Source organism: Microbacterium testaceum StLB037, assembly GCF_000202635.1.
Lineage (GTDB): Bacteria > Actinomycetota > Actinomycetes > Actinomycetales > Microbacteriaceae > Microbacterium > Microbacterium testaceum_F.
The window spans coordinates 2,586,626-2,604,777 of sequence record NC_015125.1 but is presented as its reverse complement, the minus strand read 5'-3'; the positions used below and the strand labels follow the sequence as shown (position 1 = coordinate 2,604,777).

16 protein-coding genes and 2 tRNA genes are annotated in these 18,152 nt (G+C 70.8%); 10 read left to right on the top strand and 8 right to left on the bottom strand.

Annotated features, from left to right (window positions below; all coding sequences use genetic code 11):
* Positions 1–15: 15 nt before the first annotated feature.
* Genes MTES_RS11810 through MTES_RS11800 form a run of 3 tightly spaced genes read right to left on the bottom strand, consistent with a single transcriptional unit; the run spans position 16 to position 2,478 of the window.
* On the bottom strand, positions 16–957 hold the full coding sequence (locus tag MTES_RS11810) for an aldo/keto reductase (protein WP_013585490.1): 942 nt from the start codon (positions 955–957) through the stop codon (positions 16–18).
* A 23-nt stretch (positions 958–980) separates the two neighbouring features.
* A complete protein-coding gene (locus MTES_RS11805; protein WP_013585489.1) occupies positions 981–1,739 on the bottom strand; it encodes an SDR family oxidoreductase in 759 nt (252 codons plus the stop codon).
* 28 nt (positions 1,740–1,767) lie between these two features.
* Positions 1,768–2,478 carry a TetR/AcrR family transcriptional regulator gene (locus MTES_RS11800; RefSeq protein WP_013585488.1) on the bottom strand — a complete coding sequence of 237 codons (711 nt, stop codon included), beginning with the start codon at positions 2,476–2,478 and terminating at the stop codon, positions 1,768–1,770.
* 277 nt (positions 2,479–2,755) lie between these two features.
* Between MTES_RS11800 and MTES_RS11795 the strand changes: the two genes are divergently transcribed.
* From MTES_RS11795 to MTES_RS11765, 7 genes are read left to right on the top strand one after another with little or no spacing between them, the layout of a single operon-like run.
* A complete protein-coding gene (locus MTES_RS11795; protein WP_013585487.1) occupies positions 2,756–3,178 on the top strand; it encodes a DUF3237 family protein in 423 nt (140 codons plus the stop codon).
* A 40-nt stretch (positions 3,179–3,218) separates the two neighbouring features.
* On the top strand, positions 3,219–4,775 hold the full coding sequence (locus MTES_RS11790; RefSeq protein WP_013585486.1) for an ABC transporter substrate-binding protein: 1,557 nt from the start codon (positions 3,219–3,221) through the stop codon (positions 4,773–4,775).
* A gap of 51 nt (positions 4,776–4,826) precedes the next feature.
* The gene (locus MTES_RS11785) at positions 4,827–6,269 is read left to right on the top strand and encodes an amidase (RefSeq protein ID WP_013585485.1); all 1,443 of its coding nucleotides are present in this window, start codon (positions 4,827–4,829) and stop codon (positions 6,267–6,269) included.
* Positions 6,269–7,288, top strand: a complete 1,020-nt coding sequence (locus tag MTES_RS11780; protein WP_013585484.1) for an ABC transporter permease — start codon at positions 6,269–6,271, stop codon at positions 7,286–7,288. Before MTES_RS11785 ends, MTES_RS11780 begins: the two co-directional genes overlap by 1 nt.
* A complete protein-coding gene (locus tag MTES_RS11775) occupies positions 7,281–8,960 on the top strand; it encodes a dipeptide/oligopeptide/nickel ABC transporter permease/ATP-binding protein (RefSeq protein ID WP_013585483.1) in 1,680 nt (559 codons plus the stop codon). The genes MTES_RS11780 and MTES_RS11775 overlap by 8 nt, the downstream gene beginning before the upstream one ends.
* Entirely contained in the window at positions 8,953–9,801 is an 849-nt protein-coding gene (locus MTES_RS11770; protein ID WP_013585482.1) for an ABC transporter ATP-binding protein, read from the top strand. The genes MTES_RS11775 and MTES_RS11770 overlap by 8 nt, the downstream gene beginning before the upstream one ends.
* 54 nt (positions 9,802–9,855) lie before the next feature.
* Entirely contained in the window at positions 9,856–10,035 is a 180-nt protein-coding gene (locus MTES_RS11765; RefSeq protein ID WP_013585481.1) for a zf-TFIIB domain-containing protein, read from the top strand.
* A 60-nt stretch (positions 10,036–10,095) separates the two neighbouring features.
* On the opposite strand, the gene MTES_RS11760 is transcribed toward MTES_RS11765, so the two are convergent.
* The 4 genes from MTES_RS11760 to MTES_RS11745 all read right to left on the bottom strand — a co-directional run bounded on the left by MTES_RS11760 (position 10,096) and on the right by MTES_RS11745 (position 12,855).
* Positions 10,096–10,169, bottom strand: a tRNA-Met gene (locus MTES_RS11760).
* Positions 10,170–10,202: 33 nt separating this feature from the next.
* Positions 10,203–10,274, bottom strand: a tRNA-Thr gene (locus MTES_RS11755).
* A gap of 64 nt (positions 10,275–10,338) precedes the next feature.
* Positions 10,339–11,841 carry a M23 family metallopeptidase gene (locus tag MTES_RS11750; RefSeq protein ID WP_013585480.1) on the bottom strand — a complete coding sequence of 501 codons (1,503 nt, stop codon included), beginning with the start codon at positions 11,839–11,841 and terminating at the stop codon, positions 10,339–10,341.
* Positions 11,842–12,054: 213 nt separating this feature from the next.
* Positions 12,055–12,855, bottom strand: a complete 801-nt coding sequence (locus MTES_RS11745) for an inositol monophosphatase family protein (protein WP_043361373.1) — start codon at positions 12,853–12,855, stop codon at positions 12,055–12,057.
* A 61-nt stretch (positions 12,856–12,916) separates the two neighbouring features.
* On the opposite strand from MTES_RS11745, the gene MTES_RS11740 reads away from it, so the two are divergent.
* The 3 genes from MTES_RS11740 (at position 12,917) to MTES_RS11730 (ending at position 16,596) form a co-directional block, all read left to right on the top strand.
* The gene (locus MTES_RS11740; RefSeq protein ID WP_013585478.1) at positions 12,917–14,497 is read left to right on the top strand and encodes a phytoene desaturase family protein; all 1,581 of its coding nucleotides are present in this window, start codon (positions 12,917–12,919) and stop codon (positions 14,495–14,497) included.
* Positions 14,498–14,593: 96 nt separating this feature from the next.
* Positions 14,594–16,030 (top strand): HNH endonuclease, encoded by a 1,437-nt coding sequence (locus tag MTES_RS11735; RefSeq protein ID WP_013585477.1) that lies wholly within the window; start codon positions 14,594–14,596, stop codon positions 16,028–16,030.
* A gap of 41 nt (positions 16,031–16,071) precedes the next feature.
* On the top strand, positions 16,072–16,596 hold the full coding sequence (locus MTES_RS11730; protein WP_013585476.1) for an adenylyl-sulfate kinase: 525 nt from the start codon (positions 16,072–16,074) through the stop codon (positions 16,594–16,596).
* 42 nt (positions 16,597–16,638) lie between these two features.
* Here the strand turns inward: MTES_RS11730 and MTES_RS11725 are convergent, their stop codons facing one another.
* Positions 16,639–18,114, bottom strand: coding sequence for a PLP-dependent aminotransferase family protein (locus MTES_RS11725; RefSeq protein WP_013585475.1), 1,476 nt, complete (start codon positions 18,112–18,114; stop codon positions 16,639–16,641).
* Positions 18,115–18,152 lie beyond the last annotated feature (38 nt).

Genomic DNA, 18,152 nt, shown 5'->3' with positions numbered 1-18,152 from the left:
CCGCTGTCCCGGGGACTACCGCCAGGGACGGGCCGCTCGCCGTCGCCAGTACTCTTCGGGATCGCTCGCCCACCGTCCGAGTGTCTCGGCGTCGATCTCGCGCGCCGTCGCCGCGGCGCCCCGACGAAGCTGAGGGATCGTCGCCGCCCCGCTGAGCACGATGTCGGCCCACGGCTGCGCTCTCGCGACGCCGAGCGCCAGAGACGCTCCGTCGCGCCCCGCCGCGAAGTCCGCAAGATGGCTGTCGGGCTCGGGACGGGCGAGCTCTCCCCCGGCCAAGGCCTCCTTCACCACCACCGTCCACCCCGCCGCATGGGCACGGGCCAGCGCCGGCGCCGCCGCCTGCTCGCGCAGATTCCACGTGGCCTGCACGACCGAGAACGGACTGTCCGCCAGCTGTCGCGCTTCATCGATGACGTCTCCCTGCCGGGGACCGCTGGTCGAGATCCCCACGCGCACCCCGTCCGCGGCGATCTCGCGGAGTCGGCCGAGCACGGCGGAGTCCCCGAGCGCGGGGCTGTCGGGCGTCACCGAATGGATGAGATAAAGGTCGGGTGCCGAGCCGAGCGCGGCGAGGGTCTCGAGCCACTGCTTCTCGAGCATCGCGGCGGAATGCTCTTTGCGCTCGTGGACCGTGGCATCCATCCGCCATCCGCCGACGTACTCGTAGCCCCACTTCGACCCGATCGTCAGCGCCGCGCGGCGCTCGGGATGGGCGGTGAGCCACGACCCGAGGAAGCGCTCGGCGTACCCGTACGACCGGGCGGCATCGACGTACCGGATGCCGAGCGCCCACGCCTCGTCGAGCAGCGCGTGCGTCCGCGCGCACATCGTCTCGATCGAACGCGTGCCGCCGTCGCCCAGATCGTGGTCACGGTCGGTGGTGATGTAGGCCGGACGGCCGACCGCCGCGAGCCCGAGTCCGATCCGCGCCGTCGCAAGGGGTGCCTCGTGCATGCCTCGACCGTAGCCCGAGCGCCTCAGCCCGTGGCGAATCCCCCGTTGCTCGAGAGCAACTGCCCGGTGATCCACCCGCCCCGCTCCGAGAGGAGGAACCGCACCAGATCAGCGATGTCGTCGGGTGTCCCGAGACGCCCGGCGGGAGTGGCATCCGTCGTCCATCGTCGGATCGCGTCGTCCATCCACCCTGTGTCGATCGGGCCCGGATTGATGACGTTCGAACGGATGCCGCGATCGGCGAGCTCCACGGCGGCGGCGATGACGATGCGATCCAGCGCCCCCTTGCTCGCCCCGTACGGCAGGTTGTGCGCCGTGTGGTCGCTGGTCAGCGCGACGATCCGGCCCGTGGCGGCGGTGTCGGTGGTCACCGGGAACTGCTCGGCGAAGGCGCGGATGAGCAGCCACGATGCCCGCGCGTTCACCGCGAAGTGCCGGTCGAACGCGTCGACGGACGTGGTGAGGATCGAGCTGTCGACACTTTCGCAGTGCGAGAGGACGAGGGCGTCGACGCGACGGTCGATCGCGTGGAACAGCGCCTCCGGGGTCGCCGGATCGGCGAGGTCGGCTTCGTGCAGCGTGACGTGGACGCCGAGGGAGCGGCACTCGTCGGCGATGGCCTCCGGGTCGTCCGCGCCGCGTTCGAGGCCGATCCGGTCGTCATAGGGACGCCAGGACGAGAGCGCGAGGTCCCAGCCGTCCGCGGCCAAGCCACGCGCGAGACCCGCACCGATCGAACGACGACGGCCGACGCCGGTGAGCAGGGCGAGGCGTGCGGTCATGCTCCCCATCCTGCCCGAGCGGGGAGGATCACGCTCCGGAGGCGTTCACTCCCGCGGTCTCCGTGGGCTCGCCCTGAGCCGCCACGGTGAGCTCGAGGGCGGCGAGGTACATCTCCAGCTGCTGGGCGAAGACCTCGCGATAGTTCATCATCGCGAGCTCCGCCTTGGCCGCCTCCGCGTGCGGGTACTGCGAGGGATCCGTCGGTGCGTACACCTGGATCCACCCCTCCGCCACCTCGCGCGAACCGGCGCTCACCAGTCGGGCACCATAGGCCGACGCCGCGCCCAGCACCATCTGCGTGTAGACCTGGTACTGCATGACGGCCGGCCGGCCCCGGAGCCCCGCGACCGTCATCGCTCGCAGGATCCACTCCACGGCGCGCAGTTCGTTGATGCTGTTGGCGACCATGAGCAGCGTCGCCGCCGCGGCGGCGGGGTGGGCTTCCGCCGTCCGCCAGGCCCGCCAGGCCAGGTCCGTCAGGTCGGCACGCCAGTCGTCGGTCGGCTCGTAGCCCTCGAGCGAGATGCCGTCGAGGCGATCCGCGAGGGCGAGCAGCAGGTCCTCGCGACTGGCGAAGTGCCGGTACACCGCCGTGGGAGAGGACTTCAGCTCCGCGCCGAGTCGCGAGAACGTGAGAGCGGACTCCCCCTCGCCGTCCATGAGGCGCAGGGCGGCGTCGACGATCTCCGCGCGACTGAGCGAACCGCGCTTGCGGCGGGTCCTCTTCTCTTCGGCCATGCTGCCTCCGATCTCACCGCGGGCGTCGACGGGTCTCGTCGGCGTCCCCGCCTAGTGAATACGCAAGACTATCCCATTCACTACGGTTCACCGCCCCCGCCGCCCGCGCCTGAGACCCAGCCTAGCGAGCGACGTTCCCCGTCCCACGTCGCCCGCGTTTCCCGTACGGACGACGTTTGTTACGAGTTAGTGAATGCTGTTGACTACCTCATCCACTATGGACATACTCGGGGTCACCGCGCAACGAAGCGCACCGATTGACAGCCCGGAGGAACCGATGGCTCCCGCTCCATCCCTGCGTTACTGCTTCACCGTCACCGCCCATGTCGCTCCCGGCATCCCGCTCGAAAAGCAGGGCGACGACGTGCTCGAGTTCATCCCCATCACCGGCGGACCCGTGACCGGCGAGGTCACGGGCGAGATCGTGCCCGGGGGCGGCGACTGGTGCCTCGTGCGCGCCGACGGCACCTACGCCGTCGAGGCCCGGTACCTCATCCGCACCACCGACGGCGCCGTCATCGACGTCTACAACGTCGGGGTCGTGCGCGAACCCGCGAACGGCGAACCCTACTTCGAGAGCACGCCGCGTTTCCGCACCGTCGCACCGCACTTGCAGTGGTTGACGCGATCGATGTTCGTCGGCCGCGCCACGGCGAACGCACACGACACGACCATCGAGATCTTCGAGATCGCGAACTAGACACCCCTACCCGCCCCGCGCACCACCCGAGAGGCAGACCATGAAAACCCGTCACGGCGTCATCGCCGCCACCCTCGCTCTGACCGTCGCGTTCGCGACGGCCGGCTGCACGACGACCGGCGGCGACGCCACCGCGTCCACCGACACGATCCGCACCACCATCGACATCCCGGCCACCTTCGACCCGACGCTGGCCACCTCGCTCCCCGACTTCCTCCTCGCGCGGACCTCGTACGACACCCTCGTGCGCCGCGACTCGGGCGGACTCGTCCCGGGACTCGCGACGACATGGACGTCGACGCCGACACAGGCCGTGTTCACGATCCGAACGGATGCCACGTGCTCCGACGGCACGAAGATCACCCCCACGGTCGTCAAGAACTCTCTCGACTACTTCGCCCGCCCGAACAGCGGTTCGACGCAGGTCGTCTACACCTTCGGCCCCGGCAACACCCCGACGATCACCGCGGACGACGCCGCGGGGACCGTCACGGTCGACATCGCCTCCCCCTGGCCGTACATGGTCGACGCCATGTCGGTCTCGAGCAGCGGCATCATCTGCCCGGCCGGCCTCGCCGACCCCGCCGGCCTCGCCGCCGGCACGGTGAAGGGCAGCGAGTCGGGCCCCTACGCGCTGAAGACCTTCCAGCCCGGAGTGAGCTACGACTACACCCTCCGCGACGACTACTCCGCGTGGCCGACGTGGACGAGCACGGTCAGCGGCTCTCCCGCGAAGAACCTCACGTACACCGTCTCGCCGGACTCCACCGCCACGGCGAACCTGGTCCTGGGCGGCCAACTCGACGTCGGCAAGATCCAGGCCACCACGCGCGACCGCTTCCAGGGCCAGACCGGATACAACGTCACGGTCAACCCGTTCTCGGACAGCTACCTCGTCTTCAACGAGCGCGAGGGCAGCCCCTTCGCCGACGAGGCTCTCCGCAAGGGCGTCATCCAGGCCATCGACCGCTCGATGTTCGGCAACGTCACCTCGCAGGACACCGGAACGGTGCTCACCTCGCTCGGCGCCGACAGCGTCTCGTGTGTGAGCGGCTCGACCATCGACATCCCGTCTCAGGACGTGGCCGCGGCCACCGCCGCGCTGTCGGGGAAGAAGATCCGCCTCGTGGCACCGACGATCGTCGGTCCCGCCGGCGCCGGCAACGAGTACATCGCCGAGGCGCTGCGCGCCGCCGGAGCCGAGGTCGACCTCACCAACACCGACGTGGGCAGCTGGATCACCACCGTGGTCGCCAAGCCCGGCGACTGGGACATGACGGTCTTCGCCGACCTGAACTTCCTCGGCTCGCTCGCCAGCCCCCTGCTGAACCTCACCGGTCCCACGATCGACGCGGGCGGCACCAACTACGGCGCCGTCGCCAACCCGACCGCCGAGGCGGGCTTCGCGACCGCCAACAGCGCCACCGACGAGAGCGCGCGCTGCGCCGCCCTCGATGAGACGGTGCAGGCCCTCGTCAGCCGCTCCGACACCCTGCCCCTGCTCAACGACGCGTTCATCTACGCCTCGCGTCCCGGCTTCACCGTGCAGATGCTCGGCGGAGCGCTCGACGACCCCCTCTTCCGTATCGCGAAGTAACCCCACCAGGGATGCCGGGCCGAGCGGTCCGGCATCCCGAAAGGACCCCTCATGATCTCCTCCTCCCTCTCCGCCACCGAGCTCGCCCGGCTGATCCGCTCCGGCGAGGTCTCGGCCGTCGAAGCCGCCCGGCACTACCTCGACCGCCTGGACGCGGTGAACCCCGCCGTGAACGCGATCGTGTGGATCGACCGCGACGACGTCCTCCGCCGCGCCGGCGAGTCCGACGACCGGATCCGTCGCGGCGACACCTCCCGCCCCTTCGAGGGCGTCCCGATGCCGATCAAGGACCTGGTCGCCGTACGCGACCAGCCCCTCACCTACTCGTCGATGGCCGTCGAGGAACGCCCGGCGGAGGCCAACGAGATCACCGTCGATCTCATCGAGGAGGCCGGCTTCGTGCTGTTCGGCCGATCCAACAGCCCCGAGTTCGGCGCCCTGACCGCCACCGAGAACGCCCGCCACGGCAAGACCCGCAACCCGTGGAATCTCGACTACACCTCGGGCGGATCCTCGGGCGGCGCCTCGGCCGCGGTCGCCGCCGACATCGCGCCGATCGCCAACGCGTCCGACGGCGGCGGCTCGATCCGCGTGCCCTCCGCCGCCACCGGTCTCGTCGGCCTCAAGCCCAGCCGCGGTCGCATCCCCAACGACATCCGCTCCTGGGAGCACTCCACCACCGAGGGAGCGATCACGCGCACCATCGAGGACGCCGCCGGGGTGCTCGACGCGCTCGGCCGACTCGACCCGCTCGGCTGGTACTCCGCCCCGGCCCCCGCGCGGCCCTACCTCGACGAGATCCGGTCCGCCGGACCCCGCCTGCGCATCGGCCTGCTGCTCGAGGCGCCGACCGGCGTCGACGTGCACCCCGAGAACCGCGAGGCGGCTCTCGTCGCCGCGCGGGCCCTCGAAGCTCTCGGCCACCACGTCGCCCCCGTCTCGCCGTTCCTCTTCTCGGAGAGGGCGACGCGCGGCTTCGCCGACCTCATCATCAGCGCGTCGACGTGGGCCTCGCCGATCGAGGATGCCGACAAGCTCGAGACCTACATCCGGTACCGCTACGACCGGGCGGCGTCGTTCCACGCCGGCGAGTACGCCGAGATCGCCACCCTGCTGCAGATCGAGACCCGCCAGGTCAACGCGCAGTGGGGCCGCGACTTCGACGTCCTCCTCACCCCGACCACCGCGGTACCCACCCCGCTCGTCGGCTCCGTCTACGACGAGGCGAACAACGATCCCGCGGGCGAGCGCCTGACCGAGTTCTCGACGATCTCGTTCACCGCGTTCTGCAACATCTCGGGCCTTCCCGCCCTGTCACTCCCCGTGCACACCGGATCGAACGGGATGCCACTGGGAGCGCAGCTCGTGGGGGCGCCCTACGACGAGGCCACCCTGCTCCGCCTCGGCGCCGAGCTCGAGCCGGTGTTCGACTGGCAGCACCGTCAGGCCCCGTTGGCGCGCGGAGCCGCGCTGACCGGGACCACGGCGGACTGATGTCCGGCGTCGATCTCTCGGTGATCGCCGAGGCCCCCGCTCCGCCGGTCCGCCGGCGGGGCGGGGGCAACGGGTGGGGAGCGTTCGCCCTCCGCCGTCTCGGCGGTCTCGTGCTGTCGCTCGGACTGCTGGTTCTCCTCACCTTCCTGATCGTCCCGCTCATCCCCGGCGACCCGGCCGTCGCGATCCTCGGGCCCAACGCCTCCGCGGACGCGGTGGCGGCCCTCCGCGAACGCCTTCACCTGAACGACCCGCTCCCGGTCCAGTTCCTCGACTACCTGCACGGTCTCGTCACTCTCGATCTCGGCCAGAGCTTCCGCTACAACACCCCCGTCACCGCGACCATCGCCACGAAGCTGCCGTACACGGCCACGACCGCGATCGGCGCGATCGTCGTCGTGATCCTCGTGGCCATTCCGGTCGGCATGGCCATCGGCGTGCTGACCCGCGGCGGACGTCGTCCGTGGCTGGCCGTCGGTTTCGGGACGATCGCAGGTTTCTTCGCCTCGTTCCCCGCCTACGTCGCCGGCACGCTGCTCGTGGTCGTGTTCGCGATCTGGCTGAAAGTGCTCCCCGCCGGCGGGGCGGCGACCTCGAACGCGTACATCCTGCCGATCGCCGCGCTCGCGCTCGGTCCGACCTTCGCGGTCGCACGCGTCGTGGTGCAGGAGACGTACGCGGTCCTGCACCAGGACTACATGCGCACGGCCCGCGGCCGCCGCCTGAGCGCGGCCCGGCTCTACATCCGGCACGCCCTGCCGAACCTCATGGCGAGCACCCTCACCCTGACCGGCCTCATCCTCGCCAGCATGCTGGGCGGGGCGATCGTCATCGAGACGGTGTTCAGCCTCCCCGGCCTCGGCCTCGAGGTCGTGCAGGCGATCATCTTCCGCGACTTCCCCGTCATTCAGGGGATCGTGTTGACGGTCGGCACGCTCGCCATCCTCATCAACCTGCTGATCGACGTGATCCTCGGCCTCATCGATCCGCGCACCCTGGGAGGACCGACGCATGTCTGACCGCCGCCGCCGCGTCCCGGCATCCCTCGTCGCCGGCGTGATCATGCTGGCCGTCCTCGTCGTCATCGCCGTCGTCGCGCCGATCGTGTGGGGCGCGAGCGCCACGACGGTCACCGCGGACACCCGCCTGGCCCCATCAGCTGCGCACCTGCTCGGCACCGACGACCTCGGCCGCGACGTCCTGGCCCGCACCCTGGTCGCCACGCGCCTGACCCTGCTCATGGCCGCCGCGGCCACCGCCGGCTCCGTCATCCTCGGCGTGCTGATCGGCGGGCTCATCTGGGTCGGGAGTCGCCGGGTGCGCGACGTCGTACTGCGGATCATCGACTCGACCGTCGCGTTCCCCTCGCTCATCCTCGCCCTCGTGATCGCGGCGATCCTCGGAGCCGGCACCGTCCCCGCGATCGTCGCGATCGCGATCGCCGGCGTCCCGAGCTTCGCGCGCATCACGTCGAACATGACCGGTTCCGTCGCCACGCGCGACTTCGTCGGTACGGCGCGGCTGCTCGGCGTCCCGCGCCTGCTCCTGTTCAGCCGTCACCTGCTACCGAACATCTCGGGCCCCCTGCTCGTCCTCATCGCCTCGAGCTTCGCGCTGACACTCCTCGACATCTCGAGCCTGTCGTTCGTCGGCCTCGGTGTGCAGAGCCCCGAGTTCGACTGGGGGCGTCTGCTGAACGAGGGCCTCCCCGCCGTCTACTCGCAGCCGATGCAGGTCGTCGGCCCCTCGGTCATGCTCATCTTCACCGGAGTCGCGGCGATGCTCACCGGCGACGGGCTCGCCGTCTGGCTCGACCCCCGCAGCGCGCGCGGCTCGCGCGCCGCGACCGGACGGCGCTCCACCCGCGGAGCCTCGGTGCACACCGACGCCCTGGTCGAGGTGCGCGCCCTGACCGTGACCGCCCCCAGCGGCAAGACGCTCGTCGACGGGATCTCATTCGAGATCGGCCGGGGAGAGATCCTGGGCCTCGTCGGAGAATCCGGCTCGGGCAAGTCCATGACGGCCATGTCGCTCGCGCGCCTGCAGGCGGACGGAGTGCGTGTGGATGCCGAACTCCTCCGCCTCGGCGACCTCGATCTCCTGTCCCCCGGGCACCGTTCGCGCCTCGCGCGCGAGATCGGTCTCGTCTATCAGGACCCCGGATCGACCTTCAACCCGGCGCTGCGGATGGGCGCCCAACTCACCGAGGTCGCCCGCGTGCACCTCGGCCTCTCCCGCCGCGCGGCGCGCGACACGCTGCGCGACGGGCTCGGCGAGATGCGCATCCGCGAGCCGCAGACGGTGATGGGCCAGCACCCGTTCCAGCTCTCCGGCGGCATGCTGCAGCGCGCGACGATCGCCAGCTCCCTGGTGACCGATCCCGCGCTGCTGATCGCCGACGAGCCGACCACGGCTCTCGACGTCACCGTGCAGGCCGACGTGCTGCGCCAGCTCAAGCGCCTGAACCGCGATCACGGCACCGCCGTGCTGTTCATCTCGCACGACATCGGCGTGGTCGAGGCCCTGTGCGACCGCGTGCTGGTCATGCGGGGCGGCGAGATCGTCGAGCGACTGACCGCCGAACAGCTGCGCCACCGCGAGGTGGACCACCCCTACACGCGTGCCCTGCTCGCGGCGACCCCCACCCTGAGAATCGTCCCCCGCGCCGTCGAGGAGGCCCCCCGTGTCTGACACCCCTCTGCTGAGCATCAGCGACCTCGCGGTCGATCTGGGCCACGGCATCCGGAGCACCCGCGTGCTGCACGGCGTCGACCTGGTCGTGGACCGCGGGCGCACGATCGGCATCGTCGGCGAGTCGGGTTCGGGCAAATCGACGCTCGCGAAGACGATCGTGGGGCTGCACCGGGTCGCGACCGGGTCGGTCGTGTTCGACGGGATCGAGCTCGCGTCCGCTCCGCGCGCGGTCCTCGGGTCCGTGCGGCGGCGGGTGCAGTACATCCCGCAGGATCCGTTCTCGTCTCTCGACCCGCGGCGCACGATCGGGCAGACGCTCGCCGAAGCGATCGATCCACGCGGCGCGAGCCTGCGGCGCCACCGGGCACGGATCGTCGAGGCCTTGGCATCCGTCGCCCTGGGTCCGGATGCCGTCGACCGCTACCCGCACGAATTCTCGGGCGGTCAACGCCAGCGCATCGCGATCGCCCGGGCGCTCGTGGTGGACCCCGACGTCATCGTCGCCGACGAGATCACCTCGGCGCTCGATGTGTCGACGCAGGCGGAGATCCTCCAGCTCCTGGGTCGTCTGCGCGACGACCACGGACTCACGATGCTCTTCATCTCGCACAACCTCGCCGTCGTCGAGGAGCTCTGCGACGAGGTGGTCGTGCTGCTGCACGGGCGCATCGTCGAGCAGGGGCCCATCGAGGAGGTGTTCGCCGACCCGCGGGACGACTACACGCGGCGACTGCTGGAGTCGGTGCCGGGAGGGGCGGCGTTCGACATCTCGGCGCCCGTGGTGACGGCGGCGGTGCGGACGGTGGCTGTGGGGCGGAAGCGGCCTCGGCGGCGCTGACCCGTCGAAGTCGGGCTTGAATGGAAGCTCCGAGCACGACGGGAGCCCACGATCATGACCTACGGAGACCTCCGCGACGACGCCCAGCCCATCTGCCCGTCTTGCGGGATCACGATGCACCCGCTGATCGACGAGGGCATCGAGGCGGACGAGTGTCGCGACTGCGGGTTCCGGCTGGCGTGGGCGGACGCCCGGGGCGCGGAGGGTGAGGAGGACGGCGAGGGGTGGTGGTGAGCCGGGCGGGGAAACGAAAAAGCGCCTGAGTCTCGTCAGGCGCTTCTCGTGAGTGTTCGGTAGCGGGAGCGGGGCTTGAACCCGCGACCTCACGATTATGAGTCGTGCGCTCTCACCAACTGAGCTACCCCGCCGCACGGCATCCGGTGTTCGAAAGTGATGCCTTGAGCCCCGAGTCAGGATTGAACTGACGACCCCTTCCTTACCATGGAAGTGCTCTGCCACTGAGCTATCGGGGCGTACCCGGATCGCTCCGGGCAACTAGAAGAGGATATCAGAGCCGAGGCCCGATCCCCCAATCGGTCAGCCTCCCGCGTGCTGCCGCAGCCACGGGATCGGGTCGATCGGCGTGGTGCCGTTCTGCAGGATCTCGACGTGCGTGTGGGCACCGAACGAGCGGCCGGTGTTACCGGTGTGTCCGAGGACCTGACCGACGTGCACGTGCTCTCCCTGGGTGACCTGGAGCGAGCCGTACTGCATGTGTCCGTACCGGCTGGAGACGAGCTCCCCGTCGATCTCGTGGTCGATCAGCACGGTGACGCCGAAGGCCCCGCCCTGCTCGGTCGCGATGCGGACGGTGCCGTCGGCGATCGCCTGCACGGGTGCGCCCTCGCCGGGCACGAAGTCGGCGCCCTCGTGGAAGCCACCGTCGCGCATGCCGAAGCCGTAGGAGATCGACACGCCGACCGCGAAGGGCCACTGGATGGGCGAGTTCGGGTTGTTGACGTAGAAGTTCGAGGGGTACTTGATACCCGAGTCGATCGCCATCTGCGTGTAGGTCGACGCCGCGTAGCCGTCCGAGCGGTCGACGACGGCCGCCTGCGACTCGGCGGGGGCCACGTAGGCCTGGATGCCCTGCGTGCTGTCGACGTCTCCTGCAGCGGGCGTGCCGGCGGCGAGCGAGACGGTCGCGGGCTGGGTGTCGGCCGCGGTGACGCTCGAGGTGCCGCTGGCCGAGGCCAGGGCGCTCACGGGCATCGTCATGCCGACCGTCATCAAGCCGACCAGGCCCATGACGCCGACGGAGAACGACGCGGCCGCGATACGACGACCGTTGCGGCGCGTGCGGGGGGCGGCGGCCGCGGGGAGCCCGACCGTGACGGGCTCGGCGGGGGCGGCGACCTTCGGGGCCGACTGCACGGGCGTCTCGCCGGTGAAGGCGAAGAGGCGCGCGGCGGCTTCGAACTCGTCGGCGACGGCGTTCCCATCGGCGGCGGGACCGAAGGCGGAAGAGGCGGACTCGGCCTTCGTGGCCGCCTCGGGCTTCGCGGGGGCCTCGGGAGCGGGCGTCTCCGCGGCCTCGGGTGCCACGGCGGCCTCGGGCCGACGGCGCACGCGCCGCGTCGCGGGAAGAGTGATGGGCGAGGTCGGCAGCGCGACGGGGGTGGTCGCGGTCGTCGGCTCGGCGCTCTGCAGGATGACGGCGACGTCGCCCCCGTCGGACGTCCGCTCGTCGACGACCGTCACCGCGAGGGCGTCGGCGTCGGTCTCGGGGGACGAGGAGTCGGATGCCAGGACCTCGACGCCCGCATCGACGGGCCGCTCCTGCTCGGCAGCGGGGGCCTGCCCCGGGGTGCGGGAGGACCGGCGACGGGGAGGAAGCGTCGGCTCGATCGTCGCGGCGATCACCGTCTCGACGACGGCCGCAGCGACCTGCTCGACCATGGCGGACTGGGCGGCCACCTCGGCATCGACCGGGGCGGGCTCGGCGGGGGTGGCGGCATCCGGAGTCGACTCATCGAGGACGGCCGGGGCGGTACGACGGCGCATCTCGGCCCGCGTGAGCTGCGGGGTGGAGGCGGGCACGGCGGTGGGTCGACTGGATCGCCGGGTGCGGGCGGGCTCAGTCTCTGGGGCTTCTGACGGCAACGCGCGATGGCTCTCGTGTCGTGTCGCAGGCGCGACGGCTTCGGGCTTTCGGGGCTTTTGCCATTTCCGCTGGTTCGGGTCGCGAAAATAACGATCGGGTAAACAGACTAACCCGACGGGACTGGGAATGTCATGAGCGAAGGCCCAGTCTCACCTGTCGTAGTCGAGCAATTCGTCCAGGCGCGGGAAGAACTCGGGGCCTGCCGCGATGACCATCCCCTTGCCCGGACGCCCACCCGGAGCACCGCCGAGCACCCCGCCGGCCTCCGCGACGAGCAGCACGCCCGCCGCGTGGTCCCAGGGATTGGTGCCCTTCTCGTAATAGGCATCCATTCGTCCGGCGGCGACGGAGGCGAGATCGAGTGCGGCAGAGCCGATACGGCGCACGTCGCGGGCGACGGGCATGACCCGGGTGAGCTGCGCGAGGGTCGGAGCGTGCGTGGCGGGGTCGTACCCGAAGCCGGTCGCGACGAGTCCGCCCGCCTCACCCACATCACCGGTCACGGCGAGGCGCTGCTCACCGAGCCACGCTCCCCCGCCGCGCGAGGCGCGGAACAGCTCGTCGGTGACGGGGTTGTAGACGACTCCGGCGAGCGCGGCCCACTCCGCGGGGTCGGCCGGCCCCTCGACCGCGGCGATGCTGACGGCCCACGCCGGAATGCCGTACGCGTAGTTGACGGTGCCGTCGATCGGGTCGACGACCCAGGTGATGCCGGTCGAGCTCTCGGTCGCGGCGGACTCCTCTCCGAAGAAGCCGTCTCCGGGGCGCACGCGCTCCAGCTCCGCGCGGACGAACGCCTCGACCTCGCGATCCGCGGCGGTGACGATGTCGGCGGCGGCGGATTTGGTCGCCGCGACCGTCACTCCTTCGAGGCGACGGCGCAGCGCGAGGCCGCCGGCCTCTCGGGCGATGCGGGTGGCGATGTCGAGCAGTTCCGCGGCGAGAGTCATGGCATCCACGCTACTGCGCCACCCCCTCGGGAGAATCCGCCGTCGTCGTTAGCGTGGGGGCATGACCGCTTCGGAGACTCGCCGGTACGACGTCGTCATCGTGGGAGGAGGGCACAACGCCCTCGTCGCCGCGGCCTACCTCGCCCGGGCCGGGCGATCGGTGGTGGTTCTGGAGCGATCGGATGCCGTGGGCGGCGCCGCCGTGTCGGAGAGACCGTGGGCGGGGGTCGACGCCCGCGTGTCGCGGTACTCGTATCTCGTGAGCCTGCTGCCCCCGAGAATCGTCGACGATCTCGGCCTGCGGATCGAACTGCGCCGACGGCGGTACTCCTCCTACACGCCCGATCCGGCGGATCCGTCCCGCGGCATCCTGATCGACACACAGGATGCCGAGGCCACCGCCGCCTCGTTCACCCGGACCCTCGGCGATCCCGACGAAGCAGCGCGGTACGCGGCGTTCGGGGAGCGCCTGGCGCCGCTCGGTCGCGCCGTGTTCCCCACCATGACGGAACCCCTGCCGACCGAGGACGAGGTTCGCGAGCGCGTGGGAGACGACGAGCTGTGGTCGGCGTTGACCTCGCGCCCGCTCGGCGATCTGCTGCGCTCGTCGTTCGAGAGCGATCTCGTCCGCGGGATCACCCTGACCGACGGGCTCATCGGCACGTTCGCGTCGTCGGACGATCCCTCGCTCGCGCAGAACCGGTGCTTCCTGTACCACGTGATCGGCGGCGAGACCGGGCACTGGGATGTGCCCGTCGGAGGGATGGGCGCCGTCACGGCCGAGCTCGAGAGGGTCGCGCGCGAAGCGGGGGCCGACATCGTGACGGGCGTCGACGTGATCTCCGTCTCGCCCGGCGGCGAAGTGCATGGCGTGACCGACCGACCCGAGGTGTTCTACGGCTCGCTCGTGCTCAGCGGCGTGGGGAAGGCGGTGCTCGGTCGCTTGTTGACGGCCGGGGGTGCCCCCACCTCGGTGGACGAACCCGAGGGGGCGCAGGTCAAGGTCAACATGCTGCTGTCGCGCCTTCCGCGGCTTCGCGATCGTTCCGTCTCACCCGAGGCGGCGTTCGCGGGGACGTTCCACGTCAACGAGACCATGACGCAACTCGACTCCGGCTTCGTCGCCGCGACGGGAGGGATGCTGCCCGACCCGCTGCCCCTGGAGATCTACTGTCACTCGCTCACGGACCCGTCGATCCTCGGCGAAGAGTTGCGCGCGAGCGGGGCGCAGACGTTGACGCTCTTCGGACTGCAGGTGCCGCATCGCCTCCTCGACGACACCGATCCGGTCGCGGCCGGCGCGCGTCTGCTGGCCGCCGCACAGCACTCGCTCGATGCGGTGCTCGACGAGCCGCTGCGCGATTGCATCCTGCGCGCGCCGGACGGGCGCCTGTGCATCGAGGCGCGCACGACGGCCGACCTGGAGGAGTCGCTGAACATGGTGGGTGGCGACATCTTCCATGGCGGGTTGTCGTGGCCGTGGCTCTCGGCTCCGGCAGACACCCCGGCGGCTCGATGGGGCGTGGCGACGGGGCATGCGCGGGTTCTGGTGTGCGGGTCGAGCGCGCAGCGCGGTGGGGCCGTGAGCGGGATCGGCGGGCAGAACGCGGCGATGGCGGCGCTGGAGATTCTGGAGGGGTAGGCGGATCTCGCGGGGTGTTGCGGCGGCCGGGTGATCTCTCCCCGACGTGGGGTGATATTCGTCGACTCTTTCGAACATAGTTTCTAAACTAGACGCATGACCGATCTTCTCCCTCCGCCCTCCTTCGCCGGGTCCGACCCCGGAGGCGGCGATCGCCTCCGCGCTCTCGTCGCGGACATCCGGGCGACCACGCGAGAGGTCTCCCGGCTGCAGGCCGTGCTGATCCGCCGGCGGGCCGAGGTCATGCAGATCGCGCTCGCCGAGGTCGCTCGCTCGGGTTCCCGCGTATCGCGGGAGCGCGAGCTGCCCATCCGGTCGGCGGCTCTGGAGATCGCGGTGGCGACGAAGACGCACGATCTCACGGTTCAGAAAGAGCTGAGCGACGCGTACACCCTGACCGAGAAGTTCGGCGCCACCGTCGATGCGCTCGAAGACGGACGCATCACCCTGCGTCATGTTCAGGCGGTCCTCGACACCGGCATCGTGATCGACGACGACGACACCCGGGGAGGGTGGGAGGAAGTCGTCCTCTCCCGCGCCGAACGCGATTCTCCGGGGCGCGTGCGCGCCTTCGCGCGAGAACTCGCCGAGAGCGTGCAGCCCGAGGGGATGACGGCGAGACACGCGCGCGCGGCCCAGACTCGCGGCGTGAGCATCCGAGATCTGGCCGATGGCATGGCCGAGCTGAGCGTGATCCTGCCCGCGACCGTGGCCTACGGCATCCGGGATCGTCTGCGCCGGCAGGCTGCGGTGATCCGCGAGGAGATCAAGAAGAGCGCGGATGTTCCGGTCTCGCCCACATCCCCGACCACGCCCGCCGCCTCCGCATCCTCCGCCACGTCCTCCGCAGCTGCATCCACGCCCTCCGGCCGCGACGAGCGCACACTCGCCCAGATCGGCGCCGACCTCTGCGCGGACCTTCTCCTGACCGCCGCCCCGACGATCGACCCCACGACCGACGAGACCTGTCCGGGCGGTCTCGGCGCGATCCGCGCGCAGGTGCAGATCACCGTTCCCGCCCTCACTCTTCTCGGACTTGCCGACGCCGGCGCAGCGGTGGCGGGGCGGAGCCCGATCGATCCGGAGACCGCCCGACACCTTGCGGCTCACGCGCCGGGATGGGATCGCGTGCTGTGCGATCCGGTCACGGGGACGGTGCTCGAGGTCGACCGGTACAGCCCCACGGCCGCTCAACGCCGCTATCTCGCGGCGCGCGACCAGCACTGTCGCGCGCCGGGGTGCCGTGCACCCCTCACACGGTGTCAACTCGACCACAATCACGAAGCCCAGCACGGCGGCGCCACGAAGCTGACGAACCTCTGCCACCTCTGCGTGCGGCATCACACCCTGAAGACAGAGACGGCGTGGACCGTGTCGCAGGAGCCCGACGGGACGCTTCGCTTCGAGAGCCCGCTCGGGCAGCGAACGACCGAGACTCCGCCGCCGCGGATCCTGTTCCTCCCGGATCCGGGCGAGCCAAGTGGAGGTGGCCTGACGGGGAGGTCCGATCCTCCCGAGGCAGCGCCATTCTGAATCGGGAGACAGAGATTCCGGGGTACAGGGATAATTCCGAGATGACCAGCATTCCCCCCACCGAGGTCATCTTCATCGGCGGCCGATCCGGCGTGGGCAAGTCGACCGTGGCGGCTGAGGCGTCGCGGATCTTGGCCGCGGCGGGTATCCGCCATGCCGTCATCGAAGGCGACAATCTGGACCAGGCGTATCCAGAACCGTGGCGTGAGGGCATTGCCCTGGCCGAGCGCAATCTCGCCGCCATGTGGAGCGCCTATCGAGATCTCGGGTACCACCGGCTGCTGTTCACCAACACCGTGAGCATCACGCAGGTCGAGGGACTCTCGGCTGCCCTTGGCGGAGAGGTTCGGGCGCACACTGTTCTGCTGACATCCACGGACGCCACTGCCACCGACCGGCTTGGCCGGCGCGAGTGGGGCCCCTCGCTCGACGAGCACATCGTTCGGAGCGGACGCGCCGCCGCGCAGCTCGACGCGCACGCCGCGGACATCCGGATCGCCACGGACGGGCGCACTCCCGACGACATCGCCCGCGAGATGCTGAACGCCGCGAGCTGGCTCGCTTGAGCACTGACCTAGCCCGCCTCCAGCGCTACCCGGCCTCCAGCACTAACCCGCGAAGCGTGCCCGCAGCACAGCGATCATCACGTCCACTGCCTCGAGGAGAACCACGGTCGAGGGCTCGGCGTACCCGAACACGATCCCCGCGGGAAGCTGCGGCGAGGCGTCGCTCACCGCATACCGCGACAGCGGCTCGACCCGGACGCCGCGCGCAGCCACCTCCGCAACGATCGCCCGCTCGGTGGCGACCTCGCACCCGGTCAGCAACACCACGGCGTGCAGTCCCCCGTCGGTCGCGGTCAACTCGACTCCCGGCACGTCGGCGAACGCCTCGAGCAGGAGCCCGCGGCGGTGCCGATAGTCGCGGCGCCGCCGCGCCGTGTGCCGAGCGAGATCGCCTTCCGCGAGGTAGAGCGCTAGAGCGCGCTGCTGCACGAGCGAGACGGGCAGGTCGAGATCTTCGCGGGTCGCGCGGACCCGCTCCCCCGCAAGGCCCGAGGCGACGAGCCACCCGCAGCGCACCGCCGGGCTGAGGACCTTCGACAGGCTGCCGATCAGCACCACCCGCGACGGGTCCAGCAGCGACAACGGAGGGAGCGGCGCCCGCCCGTGCGGAAACTCGCTGTCGTAGTCGTCCTCGATGACGACCACGTCCTCCCGCGCAGCCCACGCCAGCAGTCGCGCGCGCTGCTCGGCATCCAATCGACTTCCCAACGGGTAGTGATGATTCGGCGTGACGATCAGCGCATCGAGATCGCGCTGGACCTCGAGCGCATCGAGGTCGAGCCCGGATGTCACCCGCACGGGAACGGGAACGGCCTCGATCCCGAGCCGCTGAAGAATCATCCGAACGCGGGGATACCCCGGATCCTCGATGCCGACCCGCAAAGACCCGCGGGCACTCCCGGACATCAGGGACACGAGCGTCAACAGCATCGCGTCGCTGGTTCCGGCGGTGACCATGACATCGTCCGGCGAGACACCGAGACCGCGCGTGCGACCCAGATGCCGCGCGACCTCAGCGCGTAACGCGGGGTGTCCGCGCGGATCGTCGACGTCCGACTCGGGGTCCACGGCAGCTGCCCGCCGCCACGCGGAACGCCAGGCCGCGTCCGCGACCCCCTCGGTGCGCGGCCGACCGGGGCTCAGATCCACCCCCGCTTCCGGGACCGTCTCCGTGGCGGTCGCGGCCGCGATGGTTCGCCCGGGAGCCGGCGGAACCATGCCAGCGGCAACATCGGCGACCACGTCGGCGACCAGGTCGGGGACGACGCCGGCGATGACGTCGGCGACGACCGTCCCCCCGCCCGGCTTGGCGAGGAGGTAGCCCTCGCCCGCGAGGATCTCGTACGCGGCGACGACCGTCCCGCGGGCGACCCCGAGGTCCGCGGCGAGCGCCCGCGTCGACGGCACGGCGTCTCCCCCGCCGACGCGCCCCGAGAGCACCGCCGCTCGCAGCCCGTGAGCGATTTGCTCGTGCAGAGGGATCGAGGAGCTCCGGTCCAGGATGCCGAGAGAGATCACCCTCGCAGTCTGCCATTGGTCCAGGGAACACAGCGCGA